The organism is Ornithinimicrobium sediminis (genome assembly GCF_021272345.1).
GTDB lineage: Bacteria > Actinomycetota > Actinomycetes > Actinomycetales > Dermatophilaceae > Ornithinicoccus > Ornithinicoccus sediminis_B.
Genome location: NZ_JAJSDQ010000001.1, coordinates 891607 through 915054 on the forward strand (window position 1 = coordinate 891607; position 23448 = coordinate 915054).

The following is a 23448-nucleotide window of genomic DNA, read 5'->3' on the forward strand; positions in this document are numbered from 1 at the left end:
TCTGCAGGACCCCTAGCAAGCCCCAGTAGGGCGGGCGACCCTGAGGCTCCGCGCCCTACCGCTCCTCAACGCGGTCAGGCCAGCCGATGTCGGCACCGTCCACCCGAGGGGTGCCGGCGCGCAGGTTGTCGTCCCTGACCGTGTCGGGCACGGTGTGCGTGGTCAGGCTGTCCGGCGGCACCTCCATGCCTGCCGTCGGGGAGGTCTGCCGCACCTTCCTGAGCTGCTGCGCCTCGGCCGCTGCCCTGGCTGCCGCTGCCTTCGCTGCCGCGGCCTTGGCGTCAGCCACCTCCACCTGTGCGGCGGCGTCGTCGACGGTGTGTGTCTCGGCGCAGGCGCCCAGACCGAGGGTCCCGACAAGCATGACGACCGCGTAGGTGGTCGTGCGTCGTGTGGTCTTCATGATCGTGCCTCTCTGGTCGTGTTCGACCCCGGCCCCAGCTGAGGCCGGAGCTGTCATTCACACGGCTCAGCATCGAGGCACGGCGCAAGAGCGGCGCAAGAAATCGCGAGCCCACTGGCAAGCGCCCGGTGCTCGGGTGACCGGGCGGTGGCCTCCGGCGAAGGGACTGACGTGGACGTCCACCTGAGCCTGGCAGGGGGCGCTGACGCTGCTGCGCGATGGCACTCGGATCAACGAGGTGGACTTCGGCGGGCCGCAGGCTCGGCTGGTGACCGGGATGCTGCTGGCCGACCAGGAGCGTCGGATTGTGCTGGTCATGGTCCCCGTCCTTCCGTGACGTGGGGCCGTGCTGCCCCAGCCCCCTCACCGTGCAGCCGGGGAACGACGGTGCGGTCGTCCAGCGGTATCAGCCGGGTACCGGCAATGGGCCAGCACGACAAGGAACCCTTCGGCGCCGGCCTGGACGAGCACTCAGGCAGCGATGGCTGGTGCGGACCGTGGGACGTGGTGCCTCGACGTCAGCGCAGAGGTCGGTGGGGAGCTCAACAGTGGAGAGCTACGACTGCCGAGAGCGCACCTCCGTGGTCCCCCCGGGGACGAGGCCCGGCAGGCCCGGGAGCGAGCTCTCCTCGAAGATCAGCCAGGTGCGGGTGCCCTTGACCCCGGGCAGCGCCTGGATCTGCTCCAGCACCAGGTCACGCAGCTCGTGGTTGTCGCGGGCCCGCACCTGCACCAGCACGTCGAACTCCGCACCGACCAGCGCCACCCGCTCGACCCCGGGCAGCTCCTGGAGCACCTTGGCGACCTGGCGCCAGGAGTTCTGCTCGATCGACACCGAGATGTAGGCCGAGGTCTTCAGCCCCACCTTCTCCGGGTCGACGAGGGCGGTGAACCCGGTGATCACCCCGGCGTCCTGCAGCCGCTCGAGCCGGGCGTAGGCACCGGCTCGGGAGACGTGCACCTCCTCGGCGAGCGCCCGCACCGACATCCGCCCGTCCCGCTGCAGGGCCGCGATGATCTGCAGGTCGGTCTCGTCGACGGCAGCGCGTCCAGCGGAGACGGCGCCCGACCGGGGCGACGTGGACGTTTGGCTCTCAGACACCGACCCAGCATGACAGATGTCTCGGATCGACCGCATCCATCGCGTCACTCTCCTGTCGTGAGCGACCATGTGAGGACACGTTTCACCTGCCGAGGAGTGGTCGACGATGACAGACGTGCAGCACCTGCTGCCCTGCCCCGAGCCGGTGCGGTTCATGGACGAGGCCGGCACCCTGGTGCCCGGCGGTCCCGGTGAGCTCGCCACCGAGCGCGGCTACGCCCTTCCCTCCGACGACGACCTGCTCGCCGTCTGGCGCGCCATGGTGCTCGGCCGGCGCTTCGACTCCCAGGCCACCGCGCTGACCAAGCAGGGGCGCCTCGCGGTCTACCCCTCCTCGCGGGGCCAGGACGCCTGCCAGGTCGCCCCGGTGCTCACCCTCGCCGAGCAGGACTGGTTCTTCCCCACCTACCGCGACTCGATGGCCCTTGTGGCCCGCGGCATCGACCCGGTGGAGGTGCTCACGCTGCTGCGCGGCGACTGGCACTGCGGCTACGACCCGGTCGCCACCCGCACCGCCCCCCAGTGCACCCCCCTGGCGACGCAGAGCGTGCACGCCGCGGGTGCGGCATACGGCATGAAGCGGCGCGGCAACGGCGGCGTGGCGCTGTGCTACATCGGCGACGGCGCGACCAGCGAGGGCGACTTCCACGAGGCGCTCAACTTCGCCGCGGTCTTCGAGGCGCCGGCGGTGTTCCTCGTGCAGAACAACGGCTACGCCATCTCGGTGCCGCTGTCGAAGCAGAGCAAGGCACCGGCGCTGTCCTACAAGGGCGTCGGCTACGGCATCCGCTCCGAGCAGGTCGACGGCAACGACCCCGCGGCGGTGCTGGCCGTGACCCGGGCGGCCATGGAGCACGCCCGCGCCGGCGACGGACCGTTCCTCATCGAGGCGCACACCTACCGGCTCGAGGCGCACACCAACGCCGACGACGCGACCCGCTACCGCACCAAGGAGGAGGTCGCCCAGTGGCAGGGCCGTGACCCGATCGTGCGGCTGCAGCGCTACCTGCTCGACCGGGGCGCGCTCGACCAGGCCCGCGTCGACGAGGTCACCGCCGAGGGCGAGGCCCTGGCCGCCGACCTGCGGGCGCGGATGAACCTCGAGCCCGAGGTGCGCCCCTCCGAGCTCTTCGAGCACGTCTACTCCACCCCCACCCCCCAGCTGCGCGAGCAGGCCCACATGGTGGCCGCCGAGGAAGCCCAGGTGATGCACGGATGAGCACCACAACCTTCGCCCAGGCCCTCAACCGGGCCCTGCGTGACTCCCTCACCGACGACCCCGACGTGGTCGTCCTGGGTGAGGACGTCGGCACCCTCGGCGGCGTCTTCCGCATCACCGACGGGCTCACCCGTGACTTCGGCGAAGAGCGCTGCTTCGACACGCCGCTGGCCGAGGCGGGCATCGCCGGCTTCGCGGTCGGCATGGCCATGCAGGGCTTCCGCCCCGTCATCGAGATGCAGTTCGACGCCTTCGGCTTCCCGGCGTTCGAGCAGGTCGTCTCGCACATCGCCAAGATGCGCAACCGCACCCGCGGCCGGCTCACCCTGCCCCTGGTGATCCGGGTGCCGTATGCCGGGGGCATCGGCGGCGTGGAGCACCACTGCGACTCCTCGGAGGGCTACTACGCCCACACCCCCGGGCTGCACGTGGTCACGCCCGGCACCCCGGCTGACGCCTACTCCCTGCTGCGCGAGGCCATCGCCTCCCCGGACCCGGTGGTCTTCATGGAGCCCAAGGTCCTCTACTGGTCCAAGGCCGAGCTCGACCTGCCCGCCACGACCGCCCCGATCGGCACCGCCGAGGTGCGCCGTGAGGGCTCGGACGTCACCCTGCTGACCTACGGCCCGCAGCTGCCCACGGCGCTCAAGGCCGCCGAGGTGGCCGCCGCGGAGGAGGACTGGGACGTCGAGGTCGTCGACCTGCGCAGCATCGTGCCCTTCGACGACGAGACCGTCATGGCGTCGGTGCGCAAGACCGGGCGCTGCGTCGTGCTCGCCGAGGCCCAGGGCTTCGCGGGGGTCGCCGGCGAGGTCGCCGCCCGGGTCTCCGAGCGCTGCTTCCACTCCCTGGCTGCACCCGTGCTGCGGGTCTCGGGCCTCGACATCCCCTACCCCCCGCCGAAGCTGGAGCACTCGCACCTGCCCGGGGTCGACCGCGTGCTCGACACCATCGGGCGGCTGCAGTGGGACGACGAGCCCGACCTCACGTATGCCGGGGGCCCGGGCGACCGGGCGGAGGCCCGATGAGCGCCGGGCAGGTCTTCGCTCTGCCCGACCTCGGTGAGGGCCTCACCGAGGCCGAGATCGTGGAGTGGCACGTCGGGGTCGGTGACGAGGTCGAGGTCGACCAGCACGTGGTCACCGTCGAGACCGCCAAGGCGGCCGTCGACGTGCCGTGCCCGTATGCCGGGCGCGTGGTCACGCTGCACGGTGACACCGGCCAGATGCTCGAGGTGGGCCAGCCGCTGATCACGGTCGCCGACGCCACGGCGGCCCAGGCCTCCCCCGCCGCCGACGCCCCGGAGGCTGCGGGTGCCGAGCAGTACCGCTCCGAGGAGCGCGCCGGCACCACGGCCTCTGAGGACGACTCCGGCTCCGGCGCGGTGCTCATCGGCTACGGCACCGGTGCCGGCGGTCGACGCCGACGCCGGGCAGGCCGCCGGCGCGCGCCGGCATACGGCTCCGGCGGTGGGCAGCTGCCCGTCGCGCAGGTGCCGGAGACCGAGGAGTCCGTGCGCGAGACCGCGCAGCCCGCCGCCACCCGGCACGGGGCGGTCAAGGTCATCTCGCCGCTGGTGCGCAGGCTGGCGCTTGACGCGGGCCTGGACCTGGCCTCGATCCGCCCCGCGAGCCCCGACGGGGTCATCCGGCGGGCCGACGTCGTCGAGGCCTCGGCGGAGCCCGCCGCAGCGACCGCCGCCGCCCCGACCCCCAGCGCCCCGGCGCGCGCTGCGCAGACACGCGCTGAGCAGACCGGGGACACCCGCATCCCGCTCACCGGGGTGCGCAGGGTCATCGCCGACAAGCTCAGCACCTCGCGCCGCGAGATCCCGGACGCGACGACCTGGGTCGACGCCGACGCCACCGAGCTCATGGCCGTCAAGGACGCGCTCAAGCGGGCCCGCCCCGACGACGGCGTCGGCGTGCTGGCCCTCATGGCCCGCATCGTCGTCGCCGGCCTGCGCCGCCACCCCGAGCTCAACTCCTCGGTCGACACCGCGGCCGGCGAGATCGTCCAGCACTCCGCGATCCACCTCGGCTTCGCGGCCCAGTCGCCGCGCGGGCTCGTGGTGCCGGTCGTCAAGGACGCGGGAGAGATGACGACCGCCCAGCTGGCCGCGGCGCTGCGTGACCTGACGGCGGCGGCCCGGGAGGGCAGCCTCTCCCCCGCGCAGCTCACCGGCGGCACGTTCACCCTCAACAACTACGGCGTCTTCGGGGTCGACGGCTCCACCCCGATCATCAACCACCCCGAGGCCGCGATGCTCGGCGTCGGGCGGATCATCGACCGCCCGTGGGCGCACGAGGGCCAGCTGGCGCTGCGCAAGGTCACCCAGCTGTCGTTCACCTTCGACCACCGGGTGTGCGACGGCGGCACGGCCGGCGGCTTCCTGCGCTTCGTGGCCGACTGTGTGGAGCAGCCCTCGGTGCTTCTCGCCCACCTCTGAGCCCGACCCGGGCACGCCGGCCCCTTCACCCGGTCGGCCCAGCGGCTCGCGTGAAGGATCGTCCACCCGGACGGCCGGGCGATCCTTCACGTGGGCCCGCGCGTGACCGTCCTGTGGACAGTCGGCAACGCCAGGACGCCCGGGGACCCACCATGGCCCGATGCACTGGAAGGCTCTGGCCCGGAGGCAGCACGGCGTCATCTCGAGAGCCCAGGCGCTCGAGTGCGGCCTCACCGACAGCGCGATCCTGCACCGGGTCACGACCGGGAGGTGGCAGCGGCTCCACCGAGGCGTCTACCTCACACACTCCGGGGACATCAGCTGGCATGCACGTGCCTGCGCCGCGGTGCTCCGCAGTGGTCGGGACGCGGTCCTTGCCCTCGGCGCCGCGGCATACCTGTGGGGCCTGCAGGAGAGACCTCCGTCCGTGATCCCGGTCGCCGTGCCGGTCGACCGAGCGGTGGTGCGGGCCGTGGGCACCCGCGTGCGACGGCGGCGGCATCTCGACACGGCGACGCTGCGCGGGCTCCCGGTGACCTCCGCCGCCCAGACGGTCGTCGACCTTGCCGGCGAGCCCGGCTGCCGCGCAGACCATGCCGTCGCCCTGGTCGCCCGAGTCGTCCAGCTTCGGCGCTGCACGGCCGACGACCTGATGCACGAGCTCGAGGGCCGGCGGGCACACCGGCACCGCGTGGTCCTTCGTGCGGCGCTCGGCGACGTCGCGTCAGGGGTCGAGAGCGTCGCCGAGCACCGCTACGCACGGGATGTCGAGCGTGCCCACGGGTTGCCGACGTTCGTGCGCCAGTCGCGCGTGTGTCCCGGAGAGGGGCTGGACCGGCGCGACTTCGAGTGCCTGGAGTTCGGGGTCGTCGTCGAGGTCGACGGTGGCCGCTGGCACACGGGCACCGTGATCCAGGCCGACCGGCGCCGTGACCGTGGGACCGCCGCCGACGGCAAGGTCACGCTCCGGGCTGGGTGGGACGACGTCACCCAGCGGCCGTGCGAGGTCGCCGTCGACGTCGCCCTGACCCTCCGACAGCGTGGATGGCTCGACCGGCCGAAGCCCTGCTCCGCCCGCTGCGCCATCCGGCGCCTGGGTGCCGCCTGAGCACCGGTCAACGCCCGTCGGCGCGCGGCCCCGCCCTCTCGCGTGAAAGCTTGTGGGTGCCATCGACCCGAGAAGTCTTCACCTGAGGCGGGACCGCACGTGTCTCACGCCGGCGACGCGCCTGAGGGCAGGGGTCAGGACCAGTCGCGGGTGTCGACCAGGATGTCGGAGTCGTCGGCGATCTCCGGCACGGTGACGACCTCGGCGCGGAAGCGCAGGCCGTCGAGCACCCGGCGGCGCACCTCGGCCACCAGGGCGTCGGTGTCGGCACCGGCGGCCGGCACGACCTCGCAGCGCAGCGAGTCGACGTGCTCGGCACGGCCGATGACGAAGCGGTAGGCGGCGACCCCGTCGGCGGCACCCATCACCGCGGCGACCTGTCGGGGGTGCAGGAACATCCCCTTCACCTTGACCGCGGCACCGCTGCGGCCGAGCACCCCGCGCAGCCGCAGCGACCCGTCAGGCCCGAGCATCCAGCCGGAGAGGTCACCGGTGCCGAAGCGCACCAGCGGGTAGTCCGGGCGCAGCAGGGTCACCACCACCTGGCCCTCGCGCGCGTCGTCGACCGGCTGGCCGGAGTCGAGGTCGCAGACCTGCACGAGCACCCCGTCGGCCAGGGCCAGCCCGGCCACCGGGCCGTCGGTGGTCTCGTGCGCGAGCATGCCGGTCTCGCCGGTGCCGTAGGCCATCTGCACGTGCGGCACCCACGCGGTGAGCAGGTCGCGCAGCGAGTCGGGCAGCGGCTCGGCGGTCACCATGGCGCGGCGCAGCCGCCACTCCTCCCGCTCGAAGCCGCCGGCCTCGAAGCGCTCGATGAGCGCCTTGAGATAGCTCGGCAGGCCCAGGTATGCCGTGACGCCCAGGTCGGCGATGGCCTGCACCTGCAGGTCCTGGCTGCCGATGCCGCCGGGCAGCACCCGCGCGCCGACCGCCAGCGCGCCGGACTCCATCATCGCCCCGGCCGGGGACAGGTGGTAGCCGAAGCCGTTGATCACCGTGTCCTGGGGCCCGACGCCGAGCGAGCGCAGCGCCTGGCCCCACCGCCAGTAGTCGTCACCGGCCAGCTGCGGCTCGTAGAGGGGGCCCGGTGACTGGAAGACCCGCACGACGTCGGCGGACTCGGACAGCATCCCGCCCCACGGCGGGTCGGCCTGCTGCAGCTGCAGCACGTCGTCCTTGCTGAGCACCGGCAGCGACGACAGGTCGGCGACCGTGCGCACGTCGTCGGCGCTGAGGTCGGCGTCGGCGAGCCGCGAGGCGAAGGCCGGCACCGCGGCGGCGGCCGCACGGACCGCGTCCGCGACAGACCTGTCGTGGATCGCGGCATACGCGGCATGGGCGTCCTGGAGGGACGTGGGCATGGTGGTGGTCCTCTCGGAAGGGCGTCGGGTGGCTCTACAGCCAGCGCTTGCGCCGCTTGTAGTGCTTGACGTCGCGATAGCTCTTGCGCCCGCCCTCCTCGCCGAGGCCGAGGTAGAACTCCTTGACGTCGGGGTTCTCCCTCATCTCGGCGGCCGGGCCCTCGAGCACGATGCGCCCCTGCTCCATGATGTAGCCGTGGTCGGCCACCTCGAGGGCACGGCGGGCGTTCTGCTCGATGACCAGCACGGTCAGCCCGCGCTCGGTGTTGAGCCGCTTGATGTAGCCGAAGATCTCCTGCACCAGCAGGGGCGCCAGGCCCAGCGACGGCTCGTCGAGCATGAGCAGCTTGGGCTTGGCCATGAGCGCCCGGCCGATGGCCAGCATCTGCTGCTCGCCGCCGGAGAGGTAGCCGGCGACCCGGTTGCGCATGTCGGCCAGCTTGGGGAAGAACTCGTAGACGACGTCGAGGTCCTCCCCGGAGTCCTTCTGCGTGTAGGCGCCGGCGACGAGGTTCTCCGCCACCGAGAGATGCTCGAAGACGTGCCGGCCCTCCATGCACAGGCTCATCCCCTGCTTGACGCGCTCGGCGGCGTCCATGCGGGTGATGTCCTGCCCGTCGAAGACGACGCTGCCGTCGGTGACCTCGCCGTGCTCGCTGGGCAGCAGCCCGGAGACCGCCTTGAGCGTCGTGGACTTGCCGGCGCCGTTGGAGCCCAGCAGCGCCACGATCTTGCCCTCCGGCACCGCGAGGGAGAGCCCGCGCAGCACGAGGATGACGTCGTCGTAGATCACCTCGACGTTGTTGAGGGTCAGCAGGGACCCGCCCGGGGCGGCTGTGGCAGCCGCCCCGGAGGTCCCGGTCACCGGGGTGGTGCTCATGGCGTGGCGCCCGCCTCGACCTCGACCATCTGGCCGCCCTCGGCGCGGTAGATGCCCGCGCTGGTGGAGCCGCGGTGGCTGTCGGCGGAGAACTCGACGGTGCCGTCACCGACGACGCCGCCGGTGTCGATGCCGCCCATGGTCTCCAGCGACTCGCGGATGGCCGGGCCGGTGAGCTCGTCACCGTTCTCCAGCGCGTCCCGGATGCCTTCGGCCATGACGTGCATGACGAACCAGCCCTGCACCCACGAGGTGCCCTTGTCCTCGATCGACTCGCCCTCGCCTTCGAGGTACTCCGCGATCATGTCGTGGCCCTCCTTCTCGGCCGAGACCGGCGCGAAGGGCTGGATGAGGATGTGGCCCTCGGCGACGTCCTCGCCCGCGGTGTCGATGAAGAGCTCGTTGCCGCACCAGTTGAGGCAGACGATCGTCATGTCCAGGCCCTGCGCCGCGATGTCCTTGGCGACCTGCGCCGCCGGGGAGGCGACGTTCTGGATGACGATGTACTCCGCACCCTGGGACTGCGCCTGGGACAGCAGCCCGACGTAGTTGGGGGTGCCGGCCGGCATCGCGTAGGCCTCGTAGCCCAGGTCGTAGCCCTGCTCGCTGATCCACGCCTCGCCGTCCGGGACGGGCGCGGTGCCGAAGGGGCTGTCGTTGTGGAAGACCGCGACCTCGCCGGAGCCGCCGGAGTCCTCGTTGATCCAGTTGAGGGCGACGCGCATCTGGTCGGAGTAGGTCGGCGCCACGACGAAGTTGAAGGGCGACTCCTCCGGGTCGGTGAGGCTCTCGGCGAAGGAGCCCGACATGAAGGGCAGCTCGTCGTTGGCCACCCGGGTGCGCAGGGCCTCGGTGTCACCGGTGCCCCAGCCCTGGATCGCGACGACGCCCTCGTTGACGTACTGCCGGTAGAGGTCCTCGGCCTGCGGCACCTCGTAGGCGTAGTCGTTGGACAGCGCCTCGATCTCGCGGCCCTCGATGCCGCCGTCGGCGTTGACGTGGGCGACGTAGGCGAGCATGCCCTCGTTGTAGGGCGTGCCGACGTCGCCGGTGGCGCCGGTGAGGTCGGCGATCATGCCGATCTTGATCGGCTCGCCGGCGTCGCCACCGGCGTCGCCGCCGCCGTCGTCGCCACCACAGGCCGCCAGGCCCAGGGCCAGGGCGGCGGTGAAGGCCACCGTGGCCTTGCGGTTGGTGCGGATCATGAGCTTCTCCTTCGGATGAGGTGTGCTGCGTATGAGGTGTGCTGCGTATGCGGTGGGTGGAGGTGGCGTATGAGCGGCTAGTAACGGAAGGGCCAGAAGCGGACGTAGTCCTTGATCCGTTGCCAGATCCGGTCGAGCCCTCGAGGCTCGACGATGAGGAAGACGATGATGGTCAGGCCGAACACCGCGTTCTGCACGGCCGGCAGCTGGCTGGCCAGGAAGGGCGCCACGTCGCGGATGCTGGTGGCCGCCTCACGGATGAGCACCGGCAGCAGCGTCATGAAGATCGCGCCGTAGACGGCGCCGGCGATGCTGCCCAGCCCGCCGACGATGATCATGGCCAGGTAGAGGATCGAGACGTCCAGGGTGAACCGCTCCCAGGTGACGATCTCGGTGTAGTGCGCGGTCAGCGCCCCGGCGAGCCCGACGAAGCCGGAGCTGACCGCGAAGGCGGTGAGCTTGGCCCGGGCGAGGTTGACGCCGATGGCCTCGGCGGCGATGTCCTGGTCGCGCACCGCCATGAACGAGCGGCCCAGGCCGGTGCGGAAGAGGTTGCGGGCCGTGAGCACCGTCAGCACGGCGAAGGCGAGCAGGATCCAGTACCACTGCTGCTCGAACAGCGTGCGCTCCACCCGGAAGCCGGCGACCTCCAGCCGCTCGACGTCGATGAAGCCCTGGTCCTCGGTGAGCCAGCCCCAGCGACGGATGACGAACTCGATGATCTGCTGGCTGGCCAGCGTTGCGATCGCCAGGTAGAGGCCCTTGAGCCGCAGGCCGGGCAGCCCGAAGAAGGTGCCCACGGCCGCGGTCATCAGCACCGCCAGCGCGATCGCCACCGGCACCGGCAGGCCCATCCGGTCGGAGATGATCACCGAGGTGTAGGCGCCGACGGCGAGGAAGCCGCCCTGGCCCAGCGAGATCTGGCCGGTGTAGCCGACCAGGATGTTGAGCCCGACCGCGCCGATGACGGCGATGAGGATGGTGTTGGCGATGGACAGCCAGTAGTTGTCCAGCACGAACGGCACGACGAGCAGGACGACGACCATGAGCCCGAGCCGGAAGTACTCCGCCTTGGTGGCGCGCAGGCTCAGCTCGGAGGAGTAGCTGCGGTGGTGGATGCCGGTTGCGGTGGCGGCCATGGTCACACCCTCTCGATCCGGGTCTCGCCGAAGATGCCGTAGGGGCGCACCAGCAGGATGAGCACCAGCACGACGTACGGGATCACGGTGGCCAGCCCCGGGTCGAGGTAGCCGCTGGTGAACTGCTTGAGCAGCCCGATGGTCAGGCCGCCGACGATGGTGCCGGGCACCGAGTCGAGGCCGCCGAGGATGACCACGGGGAAGACCAGCAGGCCGAAGGCGGCGATGTTCTGGTCGACGGCGTAGATGTCGCCGAGCAGGATGCCGGCGATGAGTGCGCTCACCGCGGCCAGCGCCCAGGCCATCGCGAAGATGCGGCGCACCGAAATGCCCATGGTCATCGCGGCCTGCTGGTCGTCGGCGACGGCGCGCATCGCGATGCCGTGCCGGGAGCGGCGGAAGAACACGGTGAAGGCGGTCAGCACGACGGCAGCGATGAGCAGGACCCACAGGCGGTTGACCGGGATGGTCGCACCGAGCACGTTGACCGACCCGGTCGGCAGCACCGCCGGCTGCGACTGGGGCCGGGTGCCGTAGAACATCTGCACCACCGAGCGCAGGAAGATCGACAGCCCGATGGTCACCATGATGATGCTGATCGGGTTCTCCCCGACCATCGGCCGCAGGATGAGCCGCTCGACCAGCACACCGATGAGGGTGGCGATGACGACGCCGAAGACGACGGCCAGCACCAGCGGCAGCTGCAGCACGACGAAGGCCGTGTAGAACATGTAGGCGCCGACCAGCAGGAACTCGCCCTGGGCGAAGTTGATGACGCTGGTCGCCTTGTAGATGAGCACGAAGCCCAGCGCGGCCAGGGCGAGGATCGCCCCGTCGGCCAGCCCGTAGACCATCAGGTTCAGGAAGGTGCTCATCGGCGGCCACTCCAGACGGGTCGGCGACCCCGGCCCTGCGGGATCTCGTAGGTGGTCAGGTCGAAGATGCGCAGGCCCAGCTCGCGCTCCACGCTCGTGCCGTCCTGGTAGGTGACACGGCTGGTGATCGTCACGGAGTCGTCACCGCGCTGCAGCGCCGCGATGATGTCGGCGTAGCGGTCGTGGATGACGTTGCGGCGCACCTTGCGGGTGCGCGTGATCTCGTCGTCGTCGGGGTCGAGCTGCTTGTGCAGCAGCACGAACCGCTGCACCCGGATGCTCTCGGGCAGGTCCTCGTTGGCCCGGGTGGCCTCCTCCGCGACGAGGTCGTAGACCTCGTCCTTGGCGGCCATGTCGGTGTAGGTCGTGTAGCTCAGCCGTTCGTGCTCCAGCCAGGACCCGACGGTGGCCGGGTCGAGCGTGACCAGAGCGGTCATGCCCTGCCCGGCGGCCTCGGGGGCGAAGACCACCGCCTCCTCGACATACGGGCTGAACTTCAGCTTGTTCTCGATGAAGGCGCTGGAGTAGCGGGTGCCGTCGGGCGAGGTCAGCACGTCCTTCTGGCGGTCGATGACCACGAGCTGGCCGTGGTCGTCGAGGTAGCCGGCGTCGCCGGTGTGCAGCCAGCCCTCGGGGTCCACCGTCTCGGCGGTGGCCGCCTCGTTGCGGTGGTAGCCGCGGAAGACCGAGGGCGAGCGCAGCAGGATCTCGCCGTCGTCGCTGATCCGCAGGTCGGTGCCGGGGATCGGGGTGCCCACGGTGTTGAAGGCGATGTCGTCGTCGCGGTGCACCACGGCGATGCCGCAGATCTCGGTCTGGCCGTAGATCTGCTTGAGGTTGACCCCGATGGCGTGGAAGAAGCGGAAGACGTCGGGCCCCAGCGGCGCGCCACCGGTGTAGCAGCGGCGGATCCGGGCCAGGCCCAGCTGGTCGCGCACCGGCCGGGTGGCGACCGCGTCGGCAACCTTGTGCTGCAGGGCCAGGCCGGCCCCGGGCGTGCGGCCGGTCACCCGCATGGTGGCGACCTTGTCACCGACGTCGTAGCCCCAGCCGAAGACCTTGCGCTTGAGCCAGCCGGCCTCGTCGATGCGCACCTGCACCTCCGAGAGCATCGACTCCCAGATGCGCGGCGGGGAGAACATCACGTCGGGGCCGATCTCCCGCAGGTCTGCGCGCTGGGTCGCGGAGTCCTCCGGGAAGGAGAGCGTGAGCCCGCGGGAGAGCCCGCAGGCCACCGCCAGCATCTGCTCGCCGATCCAGGCGAACGGCAGGAAGGAGACGTAGCGGTCCTTGCGGCCGATCGGGTCGACCGCGGTGAGGTGCTCGGCCATGGCCAGCAGGTTGTGGTGCGACAGCTCGCCGAGCTTGGGCTTGGAGGTGGTGCCCGAGGTCGTGCAGATGACGGCGATGTCGTCGGGGGTGGCGGCCGCGACCTGCTCGTCGAACCAGCCCGTGCGGTCCCGGCCCCACTCGCGGCCGCGGGCCTCCAGGTCGGTGAAGTCGATGAGCACCTCGTCGGTGTAGGACTCCAGGCCGTGCGGGTCGTAGAACACGACGTGCTCCACGAGCAGCGGCTCCTCCCCCTCGACGTGCCGGGCCTCGGCGAGCAGGCGCAGCAGCTTGTCGACCTGCTCCTGGTCCTCGGCGACGACGACCCGGGCGCGGGAGGTGGTGAGGATGTGCCGCAGCTCCTCGCCGATGGAGGTCGGGTAGATGCCGACGACCGCCGCGCCGATGCTCTGGGCGGCGAGCTCGGCGATCAGCCACTCGGGCCGGTTGTCCCCGAGCACCGCGATGATCTCGCCGCGCTGCACGCCCAGCGAGGCCAGGCCGTGGCCGGTGTCCCGCACCCGCGCGGCATACGCGGCCCAGGTCAGCGGCTGCCAGATGCCGTAGCGCTTCTCCTGCATGGCGACGTCGTCGGGGCGCTCGGCGGCCATCCGGGCGAGCAGCCCCGGGAACGTCGAGCGGGACACGTCCTCGTGCTGCTCCTCAGCCACGGTGCTCCTCCTCGACGTGCCGGGTCTGGCGCCGCAGCGCCTCCTTGACCTCGTCGTCCTCCTCCTCGGCACCGAGGTAGGCCTCGATGACGGCCGGGTCGGCCTTGACCTCGTCGGGCGTGCCGTCGGCGATGAGCTTGCCGAAGTCGAGCACGCTGACCCGGTCGGAGATGTCCATGACGACGTTCATGTCGTGCTCGATGAGCACCACGCTCACCCCGGCGAGCTCGTGCACGTCGAGCACGTAGCGCGCCATGTCCTCCTTCTCCTCCGCGTTCATGCCGGCCATCGGCTCGTCGAGCAGCAGCAGCGCGGGCTGCAGGCACAGGGCGCGGCCGAGCTCGACGCGCTTCTGGATGCCGTAGGCCAGCGAGCCGACCGGCTTGTTGCGGAAGGCCTGCAGCTGCAGCAGGTCGATGACCTCCTCGACGAGCTGGCGGTGCGCGATCTCCTGGCGGCGGGCGGGGCCGAACCAGAGCATCGAGGTGAGCACGCTGTGCCTCATGTGGATGTGCCGGCCCAGCATGAGGTTGTCCAGCACCGTGAGGTGGGAGAAGAGCTCGATGTTCTGGAAGGAGCGGGCCACGCCCAGGCGGGCGATGCGGTGCGGCGGCAGGGAGGTCAGCGCGTGGGTGTGCACCTTGCCGTGTGTGCCGTCCTCGTGCGGGGCGTCGGCGGTGTGCAGCCGGATCTGCCCCTCCTGCGGGTGGTAGAGCCCGCTGATGCAGTTGAGCAGCGAGGACTTGCCGGCTCCGTTAGGCCCGATGACCGCGTGCACGTGGCCTTCGGTGACCGTGAAGGCCACGTCCTTGAGGGCGGTGACGCCGCCGAAGAACAGCGAGATGTGGTCCACCTCGAGCAGCGGCCGTCCGGAGGGGAGGTGGCTGCCGTTGAGGGAGTGCTGGTAGGCCCTGGTGAGCACAGGCTGCTCCTTGGTTCGACGGTGAACGCGAGGTGTCGGGACTGACTGTAGGATTCCACTATGTGAAAAGCAAGTGCAACACAGTGAAACTTGCTCACGCATATGGACTCACCAGCACAGATCGTGGAAGATGTGCGACACCGACGTGACAGGAGGCCGGGATGAGTGCTGACGCGTCGTCCGACGCGCCCGCAGGCGTACCGCCTCCGGCGGCCGACCCCCCGCCGGCCGCCGAGACCGGGCGTGGTGGCCTGGGCACCGTGCGCAACGCCGTCCGGCTCCTCGAGCTGCTCGGCGAGGGCCCGGCATACCAGCAGCTCACCGACCTGGCCGAGCGCTCCAGCATGTCCATCCCGACGGTGCACCGGCTGCTGCGCTCGCTGGTGCTGGCCGAGCTCGTCGTGCAGGACCCGAGGTCCTCCCGCTACGGCCTGGGGCCCGAGCTGACCCGGCTCTCCCACCACTACCTGGCCCGGCTGCCGCTGCTCGGTGCGCTGGGCCCCTACCTCTCCCAGATCCGCGACCAGGTCGGCAGCACGGTCCACGTGCAGGTGCTGGTGCGCGGCGAGGTCGTCTACATCGACCGGGTCGACGGCGACGACCGCGGCCCCTACCGCGACGCCCACCGGGTGCAGCCCGCCCTCGACACCGCCGGCGGCCGCATTTTGGCGGCCCGCGCCGCCGACGACGTGTGGGCGGCGGTGCTGGCCGGGCTCCCCGAGGCCGACCGGGCCGCGACGGAACGGGCCCGCTCGTCATGGGCGGACGCCGAGCACCTCGCGCTCTCCCCCGCCGACCCGGTGCTGCCCGCCGAGGTCGCCGTGCCCGTGGTCGACGGCCAGGGCGTCACCGTGGCCGCCCTGGCCGCCAACGTCGCCGAGCCGGGGGACGAGGCGGCGGTGGCCTCCGTGGCCGCCCACCTGGCCCGGGCCGCCAAGGCCGCCGGAAGGACGCTCGGTCATGCCTGAGCAGGCCCGCATCACCCGTCCGCCGTCCCCGCTCTGGGCGGCCGTGGCCGAGCAGGTCACCTGGGACGCGCCCGTCGAGTCGCTGTGGGAGCCGGGCCCGCGCAGCGGCCGCTGGTTCACCGGCGGCCGGCTCAACCTGTCGGCCAACTGCCTCGACCGGCACCTGCCCGACGCCGGTGACCGGGTGGCGATGCACTGGGAGGGCGAGCCCGGCGACCGTCGCTCCCTGACGTATGCCGAGCTGCACGAGCAGGTCGTGGCGCTCGCCCGGGCGCTGCGCGGCATGGGGGTGCAGCCCGGCGACCGGGTGGGCCTGCACCTGGGCTGGCTGCCCGAGACCGTGGTCGCGATGCTCGCCTGCGCGCGGATCGGCGCCGTGCACGCGATGCTGCCGGTGCCCCTGCCCGTCGAGCCGCTGGCCGACCGCCTGGAGCAGCTCGACCTGCGGGTGCTCTTCACCCAGGACGGCGCCTGGCGGCACGGCGCGGTGCTGCCGCTCAAGGCCCGCGCCGACGACGCGCTGCTGGCCGCCGGCAGCGTCGAGCACACCATCGTGGTGCGCCGCACCGGCATGGACGTCGCCTGGTTCGAGGGCGACCGGTGGTACCACGACCTCGTGGCCGCCACCCGGCCCGGCCCCGGGCTGCCCACCCCGGCAGAGGCCGGGGCACCGGAGTCGCTGCCGGCCGACCACCCCATCGCCACCGTGCCGCTGGCCACCAAGGGCGGCCAGCCGGTCTCGATCGTGCACGGGGCCGGCACCATGCTGGCCGGCGCGCTGGCGGTGCACCGGCACCTGCACCCCGGTGGGGTCTTCTGGTGTGCCGGCGACATCGCCTGGGCCGTCACCCAGTTCCACGGCATCTACGGCCCCCTGGCCGCCGGCGACACCGCCGTGATGTTCGAGGGCACGCTCGACGTGCCGACCCACCGGCGCGCCTGGGAGATCATCGCTCGCTACGACGTCACCACCCTGCTGACCAGCCCGTCGGTCGTGCGCACCGTGCGCGGCTGGGCGCGCGAGATGCCCGAGCTGTCGGCGGTGCCGTCGCTGGAGCGGGTGGTGACCGCCGGCGAGCCGATCGAGCCCGAGCTGGCCCAGTGGCTCGTCGAGGCGTTCGGCGGGGGCCGGCTCTCCCTCGGCGACGCCTGGGGCCAGCTGGAGCTCGGCGGCATCGTCCGGGTGACCGGCCTCGAGCACCGCGCGGGTGCGGGCGCGCCGGACTGCGACCTCGACATCGTCGACAGCGCCGGTGAGCCGGTGCTCGACGACACCCCCGGCGAGGCCGTGCTGCGGCTGCCCTGGGCGGGCACGATGGTCGGCGTCGAGGGACCCCAGGCGGAGATCGCCGAGAGGCACTGGACCCGCCACCCCGGTGTCTACGCCACCGGTGACCTGGCCCGGCGGCGTGCGGACGGCTCCGTCGCCTTCCTCGGCCGCACCGACGACGTCGTGTCCATCTCCGGCCAGCTGGTGTCGCTGGCCCAGGTGCGCGAGGTGCTCGCCGAGCACCCCTTCGTCCAGCGCGCCGAGGTCACCTGGCGCAAGGACACCTCCCTCGGCCGGTCACTGGTGGCGGCGGTGAGCCTGAGCGAGGTCGCCGGCCCCGACCCCGACCTCGACGCGGTCGCCGTGGAGCTCATGGAGGCCGTGCGCGAGACGATGGGCGGGCTGGCCCGGCCACGGGCGGTGCTCGTGCTCGACCGGTTCGGTGACGAGCTCAGCAGCCGCGACCGGGCCCGGGCGTTCGCCACGCTGGCCACCCCCGACCGGAGGGGCGGACCCCGGGAGGCCACCTGGGCGCAGGTGCTGGCCGCCGCCGGCCACCCGGTCACCTGAGGCACAGCGCGAGAGGCGTGGCCTGCCGCCCCGCGAGGGGGATGGCCTGTGCCGCCGGACCACCCGGCGCTGCTCAGCCCTCGGTGTCGTCGGTGTCGCCGGTGTCGTCGGGGGGGCCGTCCTCCGGCTCGGCGTCGTCGGGCACCCCCTCGGCCAGCGGCTCGAGCCGGTAGCGCACCTCGGTGCCCTCGACCGAGGTCACCCGCACCCGGATGCGGTCGATGGGGTCGCCGGCGTCGTCCACCCCGAACACCGTCACCGGGCAGATGATGACGGCGTCCTCCTCGGCCGGCAGCCCGCTGGGGCACTCGACCGAGTCGATCATCACCTGCTGGCCGGCCATCGCCTCACGGATGCTCTGCTCGACCTCGCTCGCCCCCACCTCCTGGGCACAGCCGGCGAGCAGCACCAGCGCGGCCAGTGCGCCGGCAGGCGCCGCGCGGCGTCGGGAGCGGGAGGTCGACCGGGCCATGCGCCCCAAGATAGCCCTCACGCCTCGACGAGTGCTCCCACCAGGTGCTCCGCGGCCCGGGTGTGCCAGGTGCGGGCGTGCCGCATCATGGCGTGGGTGTCGTCCAGGTCGGTCTGCACCCGTGCCCTCGCGCCCTGGCCCTGCAGGTGCTGGGCCGCGACCGCGCTGCCCTGCGGGGAGGTGACGCGGTCCTGCGAGCCGTGCAGCAGCAGCGCGTCGAGGCCCGGTGCCGCGTCGACGTGCCGCAGGTCGGCCGACTCCACCCACGCCGCTGCGGTCACCAGGGAGCGCACCGCCGGGTCACCTGTCAGCCGCAGGGCCACCCGGCCGCCCATGGAGTAGCCGAACAGCCCGACCGGCACGTCCGGGTGCAGCTGCCGCAGCTGCTCCATGGCCCACCGGCCGTCGGTGACCGGCGACCCGCCGTTCCAGCCGCGCACGGCATACCGCAGGAAGGCGACCGCGACCTGCTGCGAGCGGGCGGGCCGGGCGATGGCGGTGGCGAAGAGCCGTGCCCGCAGCACCGAGAGCTGGCGCCAGCTGGTGGGCTCGGACCCGGCGCTCTGGCCGCCGTGCAGCACGAGGACCACCCCGCGCGGGTCGGCGGGGCGGTGGACCCAGCGCAGGGAGGCGCCGTCGGGCGAGTCGGTGCGGGAGGTGGCGAACACCCTAGTCACGCTAGCCAGCCGACCTGGGTCCCGCCTGATGGCGTGACAGCGCTCCGTAGCCGCCGACCTCACTCTGCGGTTGCCGACCCCTGTGACCGCTGGGACTCTTGGGGGACGGAGAGAGGCGGCCACGGTCGCGCACACCAGGAGAGGAGGACCATATGTACATCGGTATCGGAGTCGGAACCCTCCTTCTCATCATCCTTCTCATCATCCTGCTCTGACAGGACGACCACGAGCCCCGCGCCGGACCCCGGTGCGGGGCTCCTGCGTGTGGACGGAGGTCAGACCTCGAGGGTGCGCACGAGGGGCACGCCGACGCGGTAGGGCAGGTGCAGGTAGCTCGGGGCGTCGACGACCGCGAGGTCGGCCGGCCCGCCGACCCGCACCCGCCCGACGTCCTCGCGGCGCAGGGCCTGCGCGCCGCCCAGCGTGGCCGCACGCACGGCCTCGGCCGGGCTCATCCCCATCTCGCGCACGGCCAGGGCGACCATCAGCGGCATCGAGGACGAGGCGCAGGTGCCGGGGTTGCAGTCGCTGGCCAGGGCCACCGCGACGCCGGCGTCGAGGAGCCGCCGGGCGTCCGGGTAGGGCGAGCGGGTGGAGAACTCCACCCCCGGCAGCAGGGTCGCGACGGTCGTGCCGCCGGCCAGTGCCTCCACGTCGGCGTCGCTCAGGTAGGTGCAGTGGTCGACGCTGGCCGCGCCGAGCTCCACCGCGAGCTGCACGCCCGGGCCGTGGCCCAGCTGGTTGCCGTGCACGCGCAGCTGCAGCCCGGCGGCCGCGCCCGCCTGCAGGATCGTGCGTGCCTCGTCGGCGTCGAAGGCGTGCCGGCTGTGCGGCTCGCAGAACACGTCGACCCAGCGGGCGTAGGGGCGCGCCTCCTGCAGCATGGCCCCGCTCACCAGCTCGACGTAGGCGGCCCGCTCGGCCGCACCCTCGGTGCCCGGGGGCAGCACGTGCCCACCGAGGAAGGTGACCTCGTCGGTGACCTCGGCGGCCAGCTTCAGCAGCCGGGTCTCGTGCTCGACGTCGAGCCCGTAGCCGCTCTTGACCTCGACCGTCGTCGTGCCCTGCGAGCGCATCTCCTCGACCCGGCCGCGCAGCAGGGTGCGCAGCGTCTGGTCGTCGGCGGCCCGGGTGGCCTCGACCGTGGTCGCGATGCCTCCGCCGTCGTAGGGCACGCCCGTCATCCGGGCCGCGAACTCCGCGGACCGGTCGCCGGCGAACACCAGGTGGCTGTGGCTGTCGACGAAGCCGGGCAGCACCGTCTTGCCGCCCAGGTCGACCGACCAGTCGGCTTCGGGGGCGTCCGCCGCGCGGCCGACCCACTGCACCGTGGAGGCGGTGTCCTCGTAGGCCGTGCCGATGACGACCGCCGCGTCGTCGATGATGCCGAGACCGTCGCTGTGGTCGGCGTCGAGGTGCTCGTCGTCGACCGTCAGCAGCTGCCGGACCCCGGTGATGAGGATGCTCATGGGCCGACCGTAGCCCAGAGCGAGGACACCGCCTGGGCCAGCAGGTGGCCGACGTCACCGAGGGTGTGCCGGCCCTCGCTGACGACCGTGCGCCCGTCGACCACGACGGTGTCGACGTCGGCGGCCGTCGCCGAGAGCAGCACCTGAGCGGGGTCGCTGCCGGCGGTGCGCACCGTGTCGAGGCGCACCGCGACGAGGTCGGCGCGCGCTCCGACGGCGAGCCTCCCGGCGTCCGGCCAGCCGATGGTGTCGTGCGCGGTCGCCGCGTCGAGCAGCTGCCCGGGGGAGAAGCGCCCCCGCTGGTGGGTCGCCAGCCGCTCGTGCATCTCCAGGGCCCGCGCCTCCTCGAGCAGGTCGACGACCGCGTGCTGGTCGGAGCCCAGCGACAGCCGCGCCCCGGCGTCCAGCAGCGCCCGTGCCGGGCCGATGCCGTCGGCGAGGTCGCGCTCCGTGGTCGGGCAGAAGCACGCGGTGACCCCGGCCGCGCCCAGCAGCGCGGTGTCGTCGTCGGTGAGGTGCGTGGCGTGCACGACGCTCAGGCCCTCCCCCAGCACGCCCTCGGCCGCGAGCAGGCCGGTCGGGGTGAGGCCGTATGCCGTGCGACACGCCTCGTTCTCGGCCGGCTGCTCCGAGAGGTGCACGTGCAGCGGGTCGTCCCGGCGGCGGGCCTCCTGCGCCACCCGGGCGAGGGCCGCCCGGGGCACGGCCCGCACCGAGTGCAGGGCCGCCCCGGACCGCAGGTGTGCCGGGCCGCCGTCGCGGTGGTCGCGCCGGCCTGCGGTGCGGGCCACCCAGCCCTCGACGTCACCGTCGCCGAACCGGCGCTGCTCGGGTGCCAGCGGCAGGTGCCCGTCGGCCCCGAGCCCGCCGGCGAGGTAGCAGGTGTCCAGCAGGGTCAGCCGCACCCCCGCCTCGGCGGCGGCCTGCACCAGCGCCTGCCCCATCGCGTCGGGCTCGTCGTAGGGACGGCCGTCCGGGCGGTGGTGCAGGTAGTGGAACTCCCCGACCGCCGTCACCCCGGCGAGTGCCATCTCGGCGTAGGTCGCCCGCGCCAGGTCGAGGTAGCTGTCCGGCTCCAGGCGCCCCGCCACGGCATACATGGCCTCGCGCCACGTCCAGAAGGTGCCGCCGCCGGCGTGGGTGCGGCCGCGCAGGGCCCGGTGGAACGCGTGGCTGTGGCAGTTGGCGAGCCCGGGCAGCACGACCCCGGGCAGCCGCTCGGCACCGCTGGCCGCAGCCTCCGTGGCCCCGACCCCGGTGCTGATGCCGGTGAGCCGGCCGGCCTCGGCCTCGAGCAGCACGTCGCGGGCCAGGCCGCCGGGCAGGTGCGCGTAGGCCGCGTGCCACCTCATGCCGGCCCCTGCACCAGGTCGGCGACGCACCGGGTCAGCGCGGCCACTCCGGCGTGACAGTCAGCCCGCTCGGCGTGCTCGGCGGGGCTGTGCGAGACGCCGGTGGGGTTGCGCACGAAGAGCATGGCCGCCGGGATGCCCGCCGTGGCCAGGATGCCGGCGTCGTGGCCGGCCCCCGTGCCGAGCACCGGGACGCTCAGCGCCGCGTCGCTGGCCAGCACAGAGCGCAGCCGGTCGCTGAGCGCGGGGTCGAAGGGGGTGGCGGGGGTCCACGACTCCTGCGTCACCGTGGCCCCGAAGTCCCCCGCCCGCTCGGTGAGCTCGGCCACGGTGGCGCGCACCGCGTCGGCGTCGGGACCACGGCTGTCGAGCCAGCCGGTGACACGGCTGGCGATCGCGTTGACCCCGCCGGGCTCGACGGCGACCTTGCCGACCGTGGCGACGCAGCCGGTGCGCGTCGCCGCGTGCCGGGCGGACAGCACGAGGTCGGCGTAGCCGAGCATCGCGTCGCGCCGGTCCTCCAGGCGGGTGGTGCCGGCGTGGTTGGCCTCACCGGGGAAGTCGAACCGCCACCGGCCGTGCGGCCAGATGTCGCTTGCGACAGCCACCGGCACCCCGAGGTCGACCAGGCCGCGGCCCTGCTCGACGTGCAGCTCGACGAAGGCACCGACCCGGCGCAGGGTCTGCGGGTCGGGCCCGATGCCGGCGGGGTCACGCCCGGCCGCGCGCAGCGCCTCGGCCATGCTCACGCCGTCCTCGTCGGTCAGGCCGAGCGCGCGCTCGGGGGACATCGCGCCGGTGACCACGCGGGAGCCGGCACAGGCCACGCCGAACCGCGCGCCCTCCTCGTCCACGAAGCTCACGACGGCCAGGGGCCTCGCCGGGGTGACGCCCTGCTCGCGCAGCGCGTCGACGACCGCCAGCGCGGAGACCACACCCAACGGGCCGTCATACGCCCCGCCGTCGGGCACGGAGTCCAGGTGGGAGCCGATGGCCACGCCGCTGCTGCCGGCGGCCAGCGCGGCGTCGGGGTCGCCCCACCACGCCCACTGGTTGCCCATCCGGTCCTCGGTGAGGTCCAGGCCCCGGCGCGCGCACTCCCCCGCGAACCACTCGCGCAGCTGCCGGTCCTCGGGCGTCCAGGCGAACCGGCGGTAGCCGCCCGAGGGCCCCCGCCCGATCTCCGCGAGCTCGGCCCACATGGCGTCGAACGTCTCGACCACACTCATCCGCTGTCCTCTCGACGTGGCCAGTCTGCCGCTCCAGGGGCACCGAAGGGCGGGTCACCCGGACAGCACTGTCCCAGGTATGAGACACACGCGGGCGAGGCTGTCGCCCCCGAGCGTCGAACGGTGCTGGCGCAGCGCACGGGACGAGGCGTAGCGTCGAGAGACATCCTTCGGGCCGGGACGAGCATGGTGAAGGAGGCTGCCGTGGCCGACGTCGCTGACAACCTGTACCTGCGTGCCGTGGGTCGCATCGAGCAAGCCGAGGCACTCGACCCGATGGTGGACCGGGCAGCCCCGCTCGCGGGACGGTTGGTGGCGCTGGAGCCGGTGCGACGGTTCATGGACGGCGACACCACCGGCGTGCCCGCGCACACGATCGCCACCGACGTGCCCTTCGGAGCCTGGTTCATGGCGCAGTTCCTCGACCTCTACGACGACGAGCCCTCCCGGGTCGCCGCACGGCGTCTGGTCGGCCTCGGCATCGTGAGCGCCCTGCCGACCGGGCTCACCGGCTGGGGTCGGTGGAACGCCAAGCCCCGCGAGCTGCGCCGCGTGGGAGTGGTGCATGCCGCCGCCAACGCGGTCGCGACCGGCATCTACGTCGCGTCGTGGACAGCCTGGACCCGGGGGCACCAGCGTGCCGGAGTCAACCTGGCACGGCTGGGCAGTGTCGCGCTCATCGCCGGCGGTTTCCTGGGTGGGCACCTGGGACGGGCGGCCGAGGGTGGCACCACTCCGGTCGCGTCCGAGGCCCAGGCAGGCTGACGGGTCACTGCCC

At 72.8% G+C, this 23448-nt stretch carries 21 protein-coding genes; 7 read left to right on the top strand and 14 right to left on the bottom strand.

Going from position 1 to position 23448, the window contains the following annotated elements; genetic code table 11:
• Positions 1 to 55 precede the first annotated feature (55 nt).
• Together LVO85_RS04090 and LVO85_RS04095 are read right to left on the bottom strand one after the other, a co-directional pair.
• Entirely contained in the window at positions 56 to 403 is a 348-nt protein-coding gene (locus tag LVO85_RS04090; protein WP_232746108.1) for a hypothetical protein, read from the bottom strand.
• 556 nt (positions 404 to 959) lie between these two features.
• Positions 960 to 1505 (bottom strand): Lrp/AsnC family transcriptional regulator, encoded by a 546-nt coding sequence (locus LVO85_RS04095; RefSeq protein ID WP_232746109.1) that lies wholly within the window; start codon positions 1503 to 1505, stop codon positions 960 to 962.
• A gap of 106 nt (positions 1506 to 1611) precedes the next feature.
• Here LVO85_RS04095 and pdhA point away from each other — a divergent pair, with 106 nt between their 5' ends.
• The 4 genes from pdhA (at position 1612) to LVO85_RS04115 (ending at position 6281) form a co-directional block, all read left to right on the top strand.
• A complete protein-coding gene (gene pdhA / locus LVO85_RS04100) occupies positions 1612 to 2724 on the top strand; it encodes a pyruvate dehydrogenase (acetyl-transferring) E1 component subunit alpha (RefSeq protein WP_232746110.1) in 1113 nt (370 codons plus the stop codon).
• Positions 2721 to 3752: an alpha-ketoacid dehydrogenase subunit beta gene (locus LVO85_RS04105; RefSeq protein WP_232746111.1), complete on the top strand. Its 1032-nt coding sequence runs from the start codon at positions 2721 to 2723 to the stop codon at positions 3750 to 3752. Before pdhA ends, LVO85_RS04105 begins: the two co-directional genes overlap by 4 nt.
• Positions 3749 to 5173 (top strand): dihydrolipoamide acetyltransferase family protein, encoded by a 1425-nt coding sequence (locus LVO85_RS04110; RefSeq protein WP_232746112.1) that lies wholly within the window; start codon positions 3749 to 3751, stop codon positions 5171 to 5173. Before LVO85_RS04105 ends, LVO85_RS04110 begins: the two co-directional genes overlap by 4 nt.
• 160 nt (positions 5174 to 5333) lie before the next feature.
• Complete coding sequence (locus LVO85_RS04115; RefSeq protein WP_232746113.1) at positions 5334 to 6281, top strand: type IV toxin-antitoxin system AbiEi family antitoxin domain-containing protein; 948 nt, start codon at positions 5334 to 5336, stop codon at positions 6279 to 6281.
• A gap of 134 nt (positions 6282 to 6415) precedes the next feature.
• Here LVO85_RS04115 and LVO85_RS04120 read toward each other — a convergent pair whose 3' ends face one another.
• The 7 genes from LVO85_RS04120 to LVO85_RS04150 all read right to left on the bottom strand — a co-directional run bounded on the left by LVO85_RS04120 (position 6416) and on the right by LVO85_RS04150 (position 14663).
• Complete coding sequence (locus tag LVO85_RS04120) at positions 6416 to 7642, bottom strand: phenylacetate--CoA ligase family protein (RefSeq protein WP_232746114.1); 1227 nt, start codon at positions 7640 to 7642, stop codon at positions 6416 to 6418.
• A 34-nt stretch (positions 7643 to 7676) separates the two neighbouring features.
• A complete protein-coding gene (locus LVO85_RS04125) occupies positions 7677 to 8522 on the bottom strand; it encodes an ABC transporter ATP-binding protein (protein ID WP_232746115.1) in 846 nt (281 codons plus the stop codon).
• The gene (locus LVO85_RS04130) at positions 8519 to 9727 is read right to left on the bottom strand and encodes an ABC transporter substrate-binding protein (protein WP_232746116.1); all 1209 of its coding nucleotides are present in this window, start codon (positions 9725 to 9727) and stop codon (positions 8519 to 8521) included. The genes LVO85_RS04125 and LVO85_RS04130 overlap by 4 nt, the downstream gene beginning before the upstream one ends.
• Positions 9728 to 9804: 77 nt before the next feature.
• A complete protein-coding gene (locus LVO85_RS04135; RefSeq protein WP_232746117.1) occupies positions 9805 to 10866 on the bottom strand; it encodes a branched-chain amino acid ABC transporter permease in 1062 nt (353 codons plus the stop codon).
• A gap of 2 nt (positions 10867 to 10868) precedes the next feature.
• Entirely contained in the window at positions 10869 to 11741 is an 873-nt protein-coding gene (locus LVO85_RS04140) for a branched-chain amino acid ABC transporter permease (RefSeq protein ID WP_232746118.1), read from the bottom strand.
• Positions 11738 to 13741 (bottom strand): AMP-binding protein, encoded by a 2004-nt coding sequence (locus LVO85_RS04145; protein WP_232746119.1) that lies wholly within the window; start codon positions 13739 to 13741, stop codon positions 11738 to 11740. Before LVO85_RS04145 ends, LVO85_RS04140 begins: the two co-directional genes overlap by 4 nt.
• Complete coding sequence (locus LVO85_RS04150) at positions 13734 to 14663, bottom strand: ABC transporter ATP-binding protein (protein ID WP_232746120.1); 930 nt, start codon at positions 14661 to 14663, stop codon at positions 13734 to 13736. The genes LVO85_RS04145 and LVO85_RS04150 overlap by 8 nt, the downstream gene beginning before the upstream one ends.
• A gap of 161 nt (positions 14664 to 14824) precedes the next feature.
• Here LVO85_RS04150 and LVO85_RS04155 point away from each other — a divergent pair, with 161 nt between their 5' ends.
• Together LVO85_RS04155 and LVO85_RS04160 are read left to right on the top strand one after the other, a co-directional pair.
• Positions 14825 to 15631 carry an IclR family transcriptional regulator gene (locus LVO85_RS04155; protein WP_232746121.1) on the top strand — a complete coding sequence of 269 codons (807 nt, stop codon included), beginning with the start codon at positions 14825 to 14827 and terminating at the stop codon, positions 15629 to 15631.
• Positions 15624 to 17471 carry an AMP-binding protein gene (locus LVO85_RS04160; protein ID WP_232746122.1) on the top strand — a complete coding sequence of 616 codons (1848 nt, stop codon included), beginning with the start codon at positions 15624 to 15626 and terminating at the stop codon, positions 17469 to 17471. Before LVO85_RS04155 ends, LVO85_RS04160 begins: the two co-directional genes overlap by 8 nt.
• Positions 17472 to 17544: 73 nt before the next feature.
• Here LVO85_RS04160 and LVO85_RS04165 read toward each other — a convergent pair whose 3' ends face one another.
• The 5 genes from LVO85_RS04165 to LVO85_RS04185 form a co-directional block, all read right to left on the bottom strand.
• Entirely contained in the window at positions 17545 to 17943 is a 399-nt protein-coding gene (locus tag LVO85_RS04165; protein ID WP_232746123.1) for a DUF4333 domain-containing protein, read from the bottom strand.
• 17 nt (positions 17944 to 17960) lie between these two features.
• A complete protein-coding gene (locus LVO85_RS04170; protein WP_232746124.1) occupies positions 17961 to 18611 on the bottom strand; it encodes a dienelactone hydrolase family protein in 651 nt (216 codons plus the stop codon).
• A gap of 284 nt (positions 18612 to 18895) precedes the next feature.
• On the bottom strand, positions 18896 to 20089 hold the full coding sequence (hutI, locus tag LVO85_RS04175) for an imidazolonepropionase (protein ID WP_232746125.1): 1194 nt from the start codon (positions 20087 to 20089) through the stop codon (positions 18896 to 18898).
• The gene (locus LVO85_RS04180) at positions 20086 to 21441 is read right to left on the bottom strand and encodes a formimidoylglutamate deiminase (protein ID WP_232746126.1); all 1356 of its coding nucleotides are present in this window, start codon (positions 21439 to 21441) and stop codon (positions 20086 to 20088) included. The genes hutI and LVO85_RS04180 overlap by 4 nt, the downstream gene beginning before the upstream one ends.
• Complete coding sequence (locus LVO85_RS04185) at positions 21438 to 22670, bottom strand: allantoate amidohydrolase (RefSeq protein ID WP_232746127.1); 1233 nt, start codon at positions 22668 to 22670, stop codon at positions 21438 to 21440. The genes LVO85_RS04180 and LVO85_RS04185 overlap by 4 nt, the downstream gene beginning before the upstream one ends.
• 204 nt (positions 22671 to 22874) lie before the next feature.
• On the opposite strand from LVO85_RS04185, the gene LVO85_RS04190 reads away from it, so the two are divergent.
• A complete protein-coding gene (locus LVO85_RS04190) occupies positions 22875 to 23435 on the top strand; it encodes a hypothetical protein (protein WP_232746128.1) in 561 nt (186 codons plus the stop codon).
• Positions 23436 to 23448 lie beyond the last annotated feature (13 nt).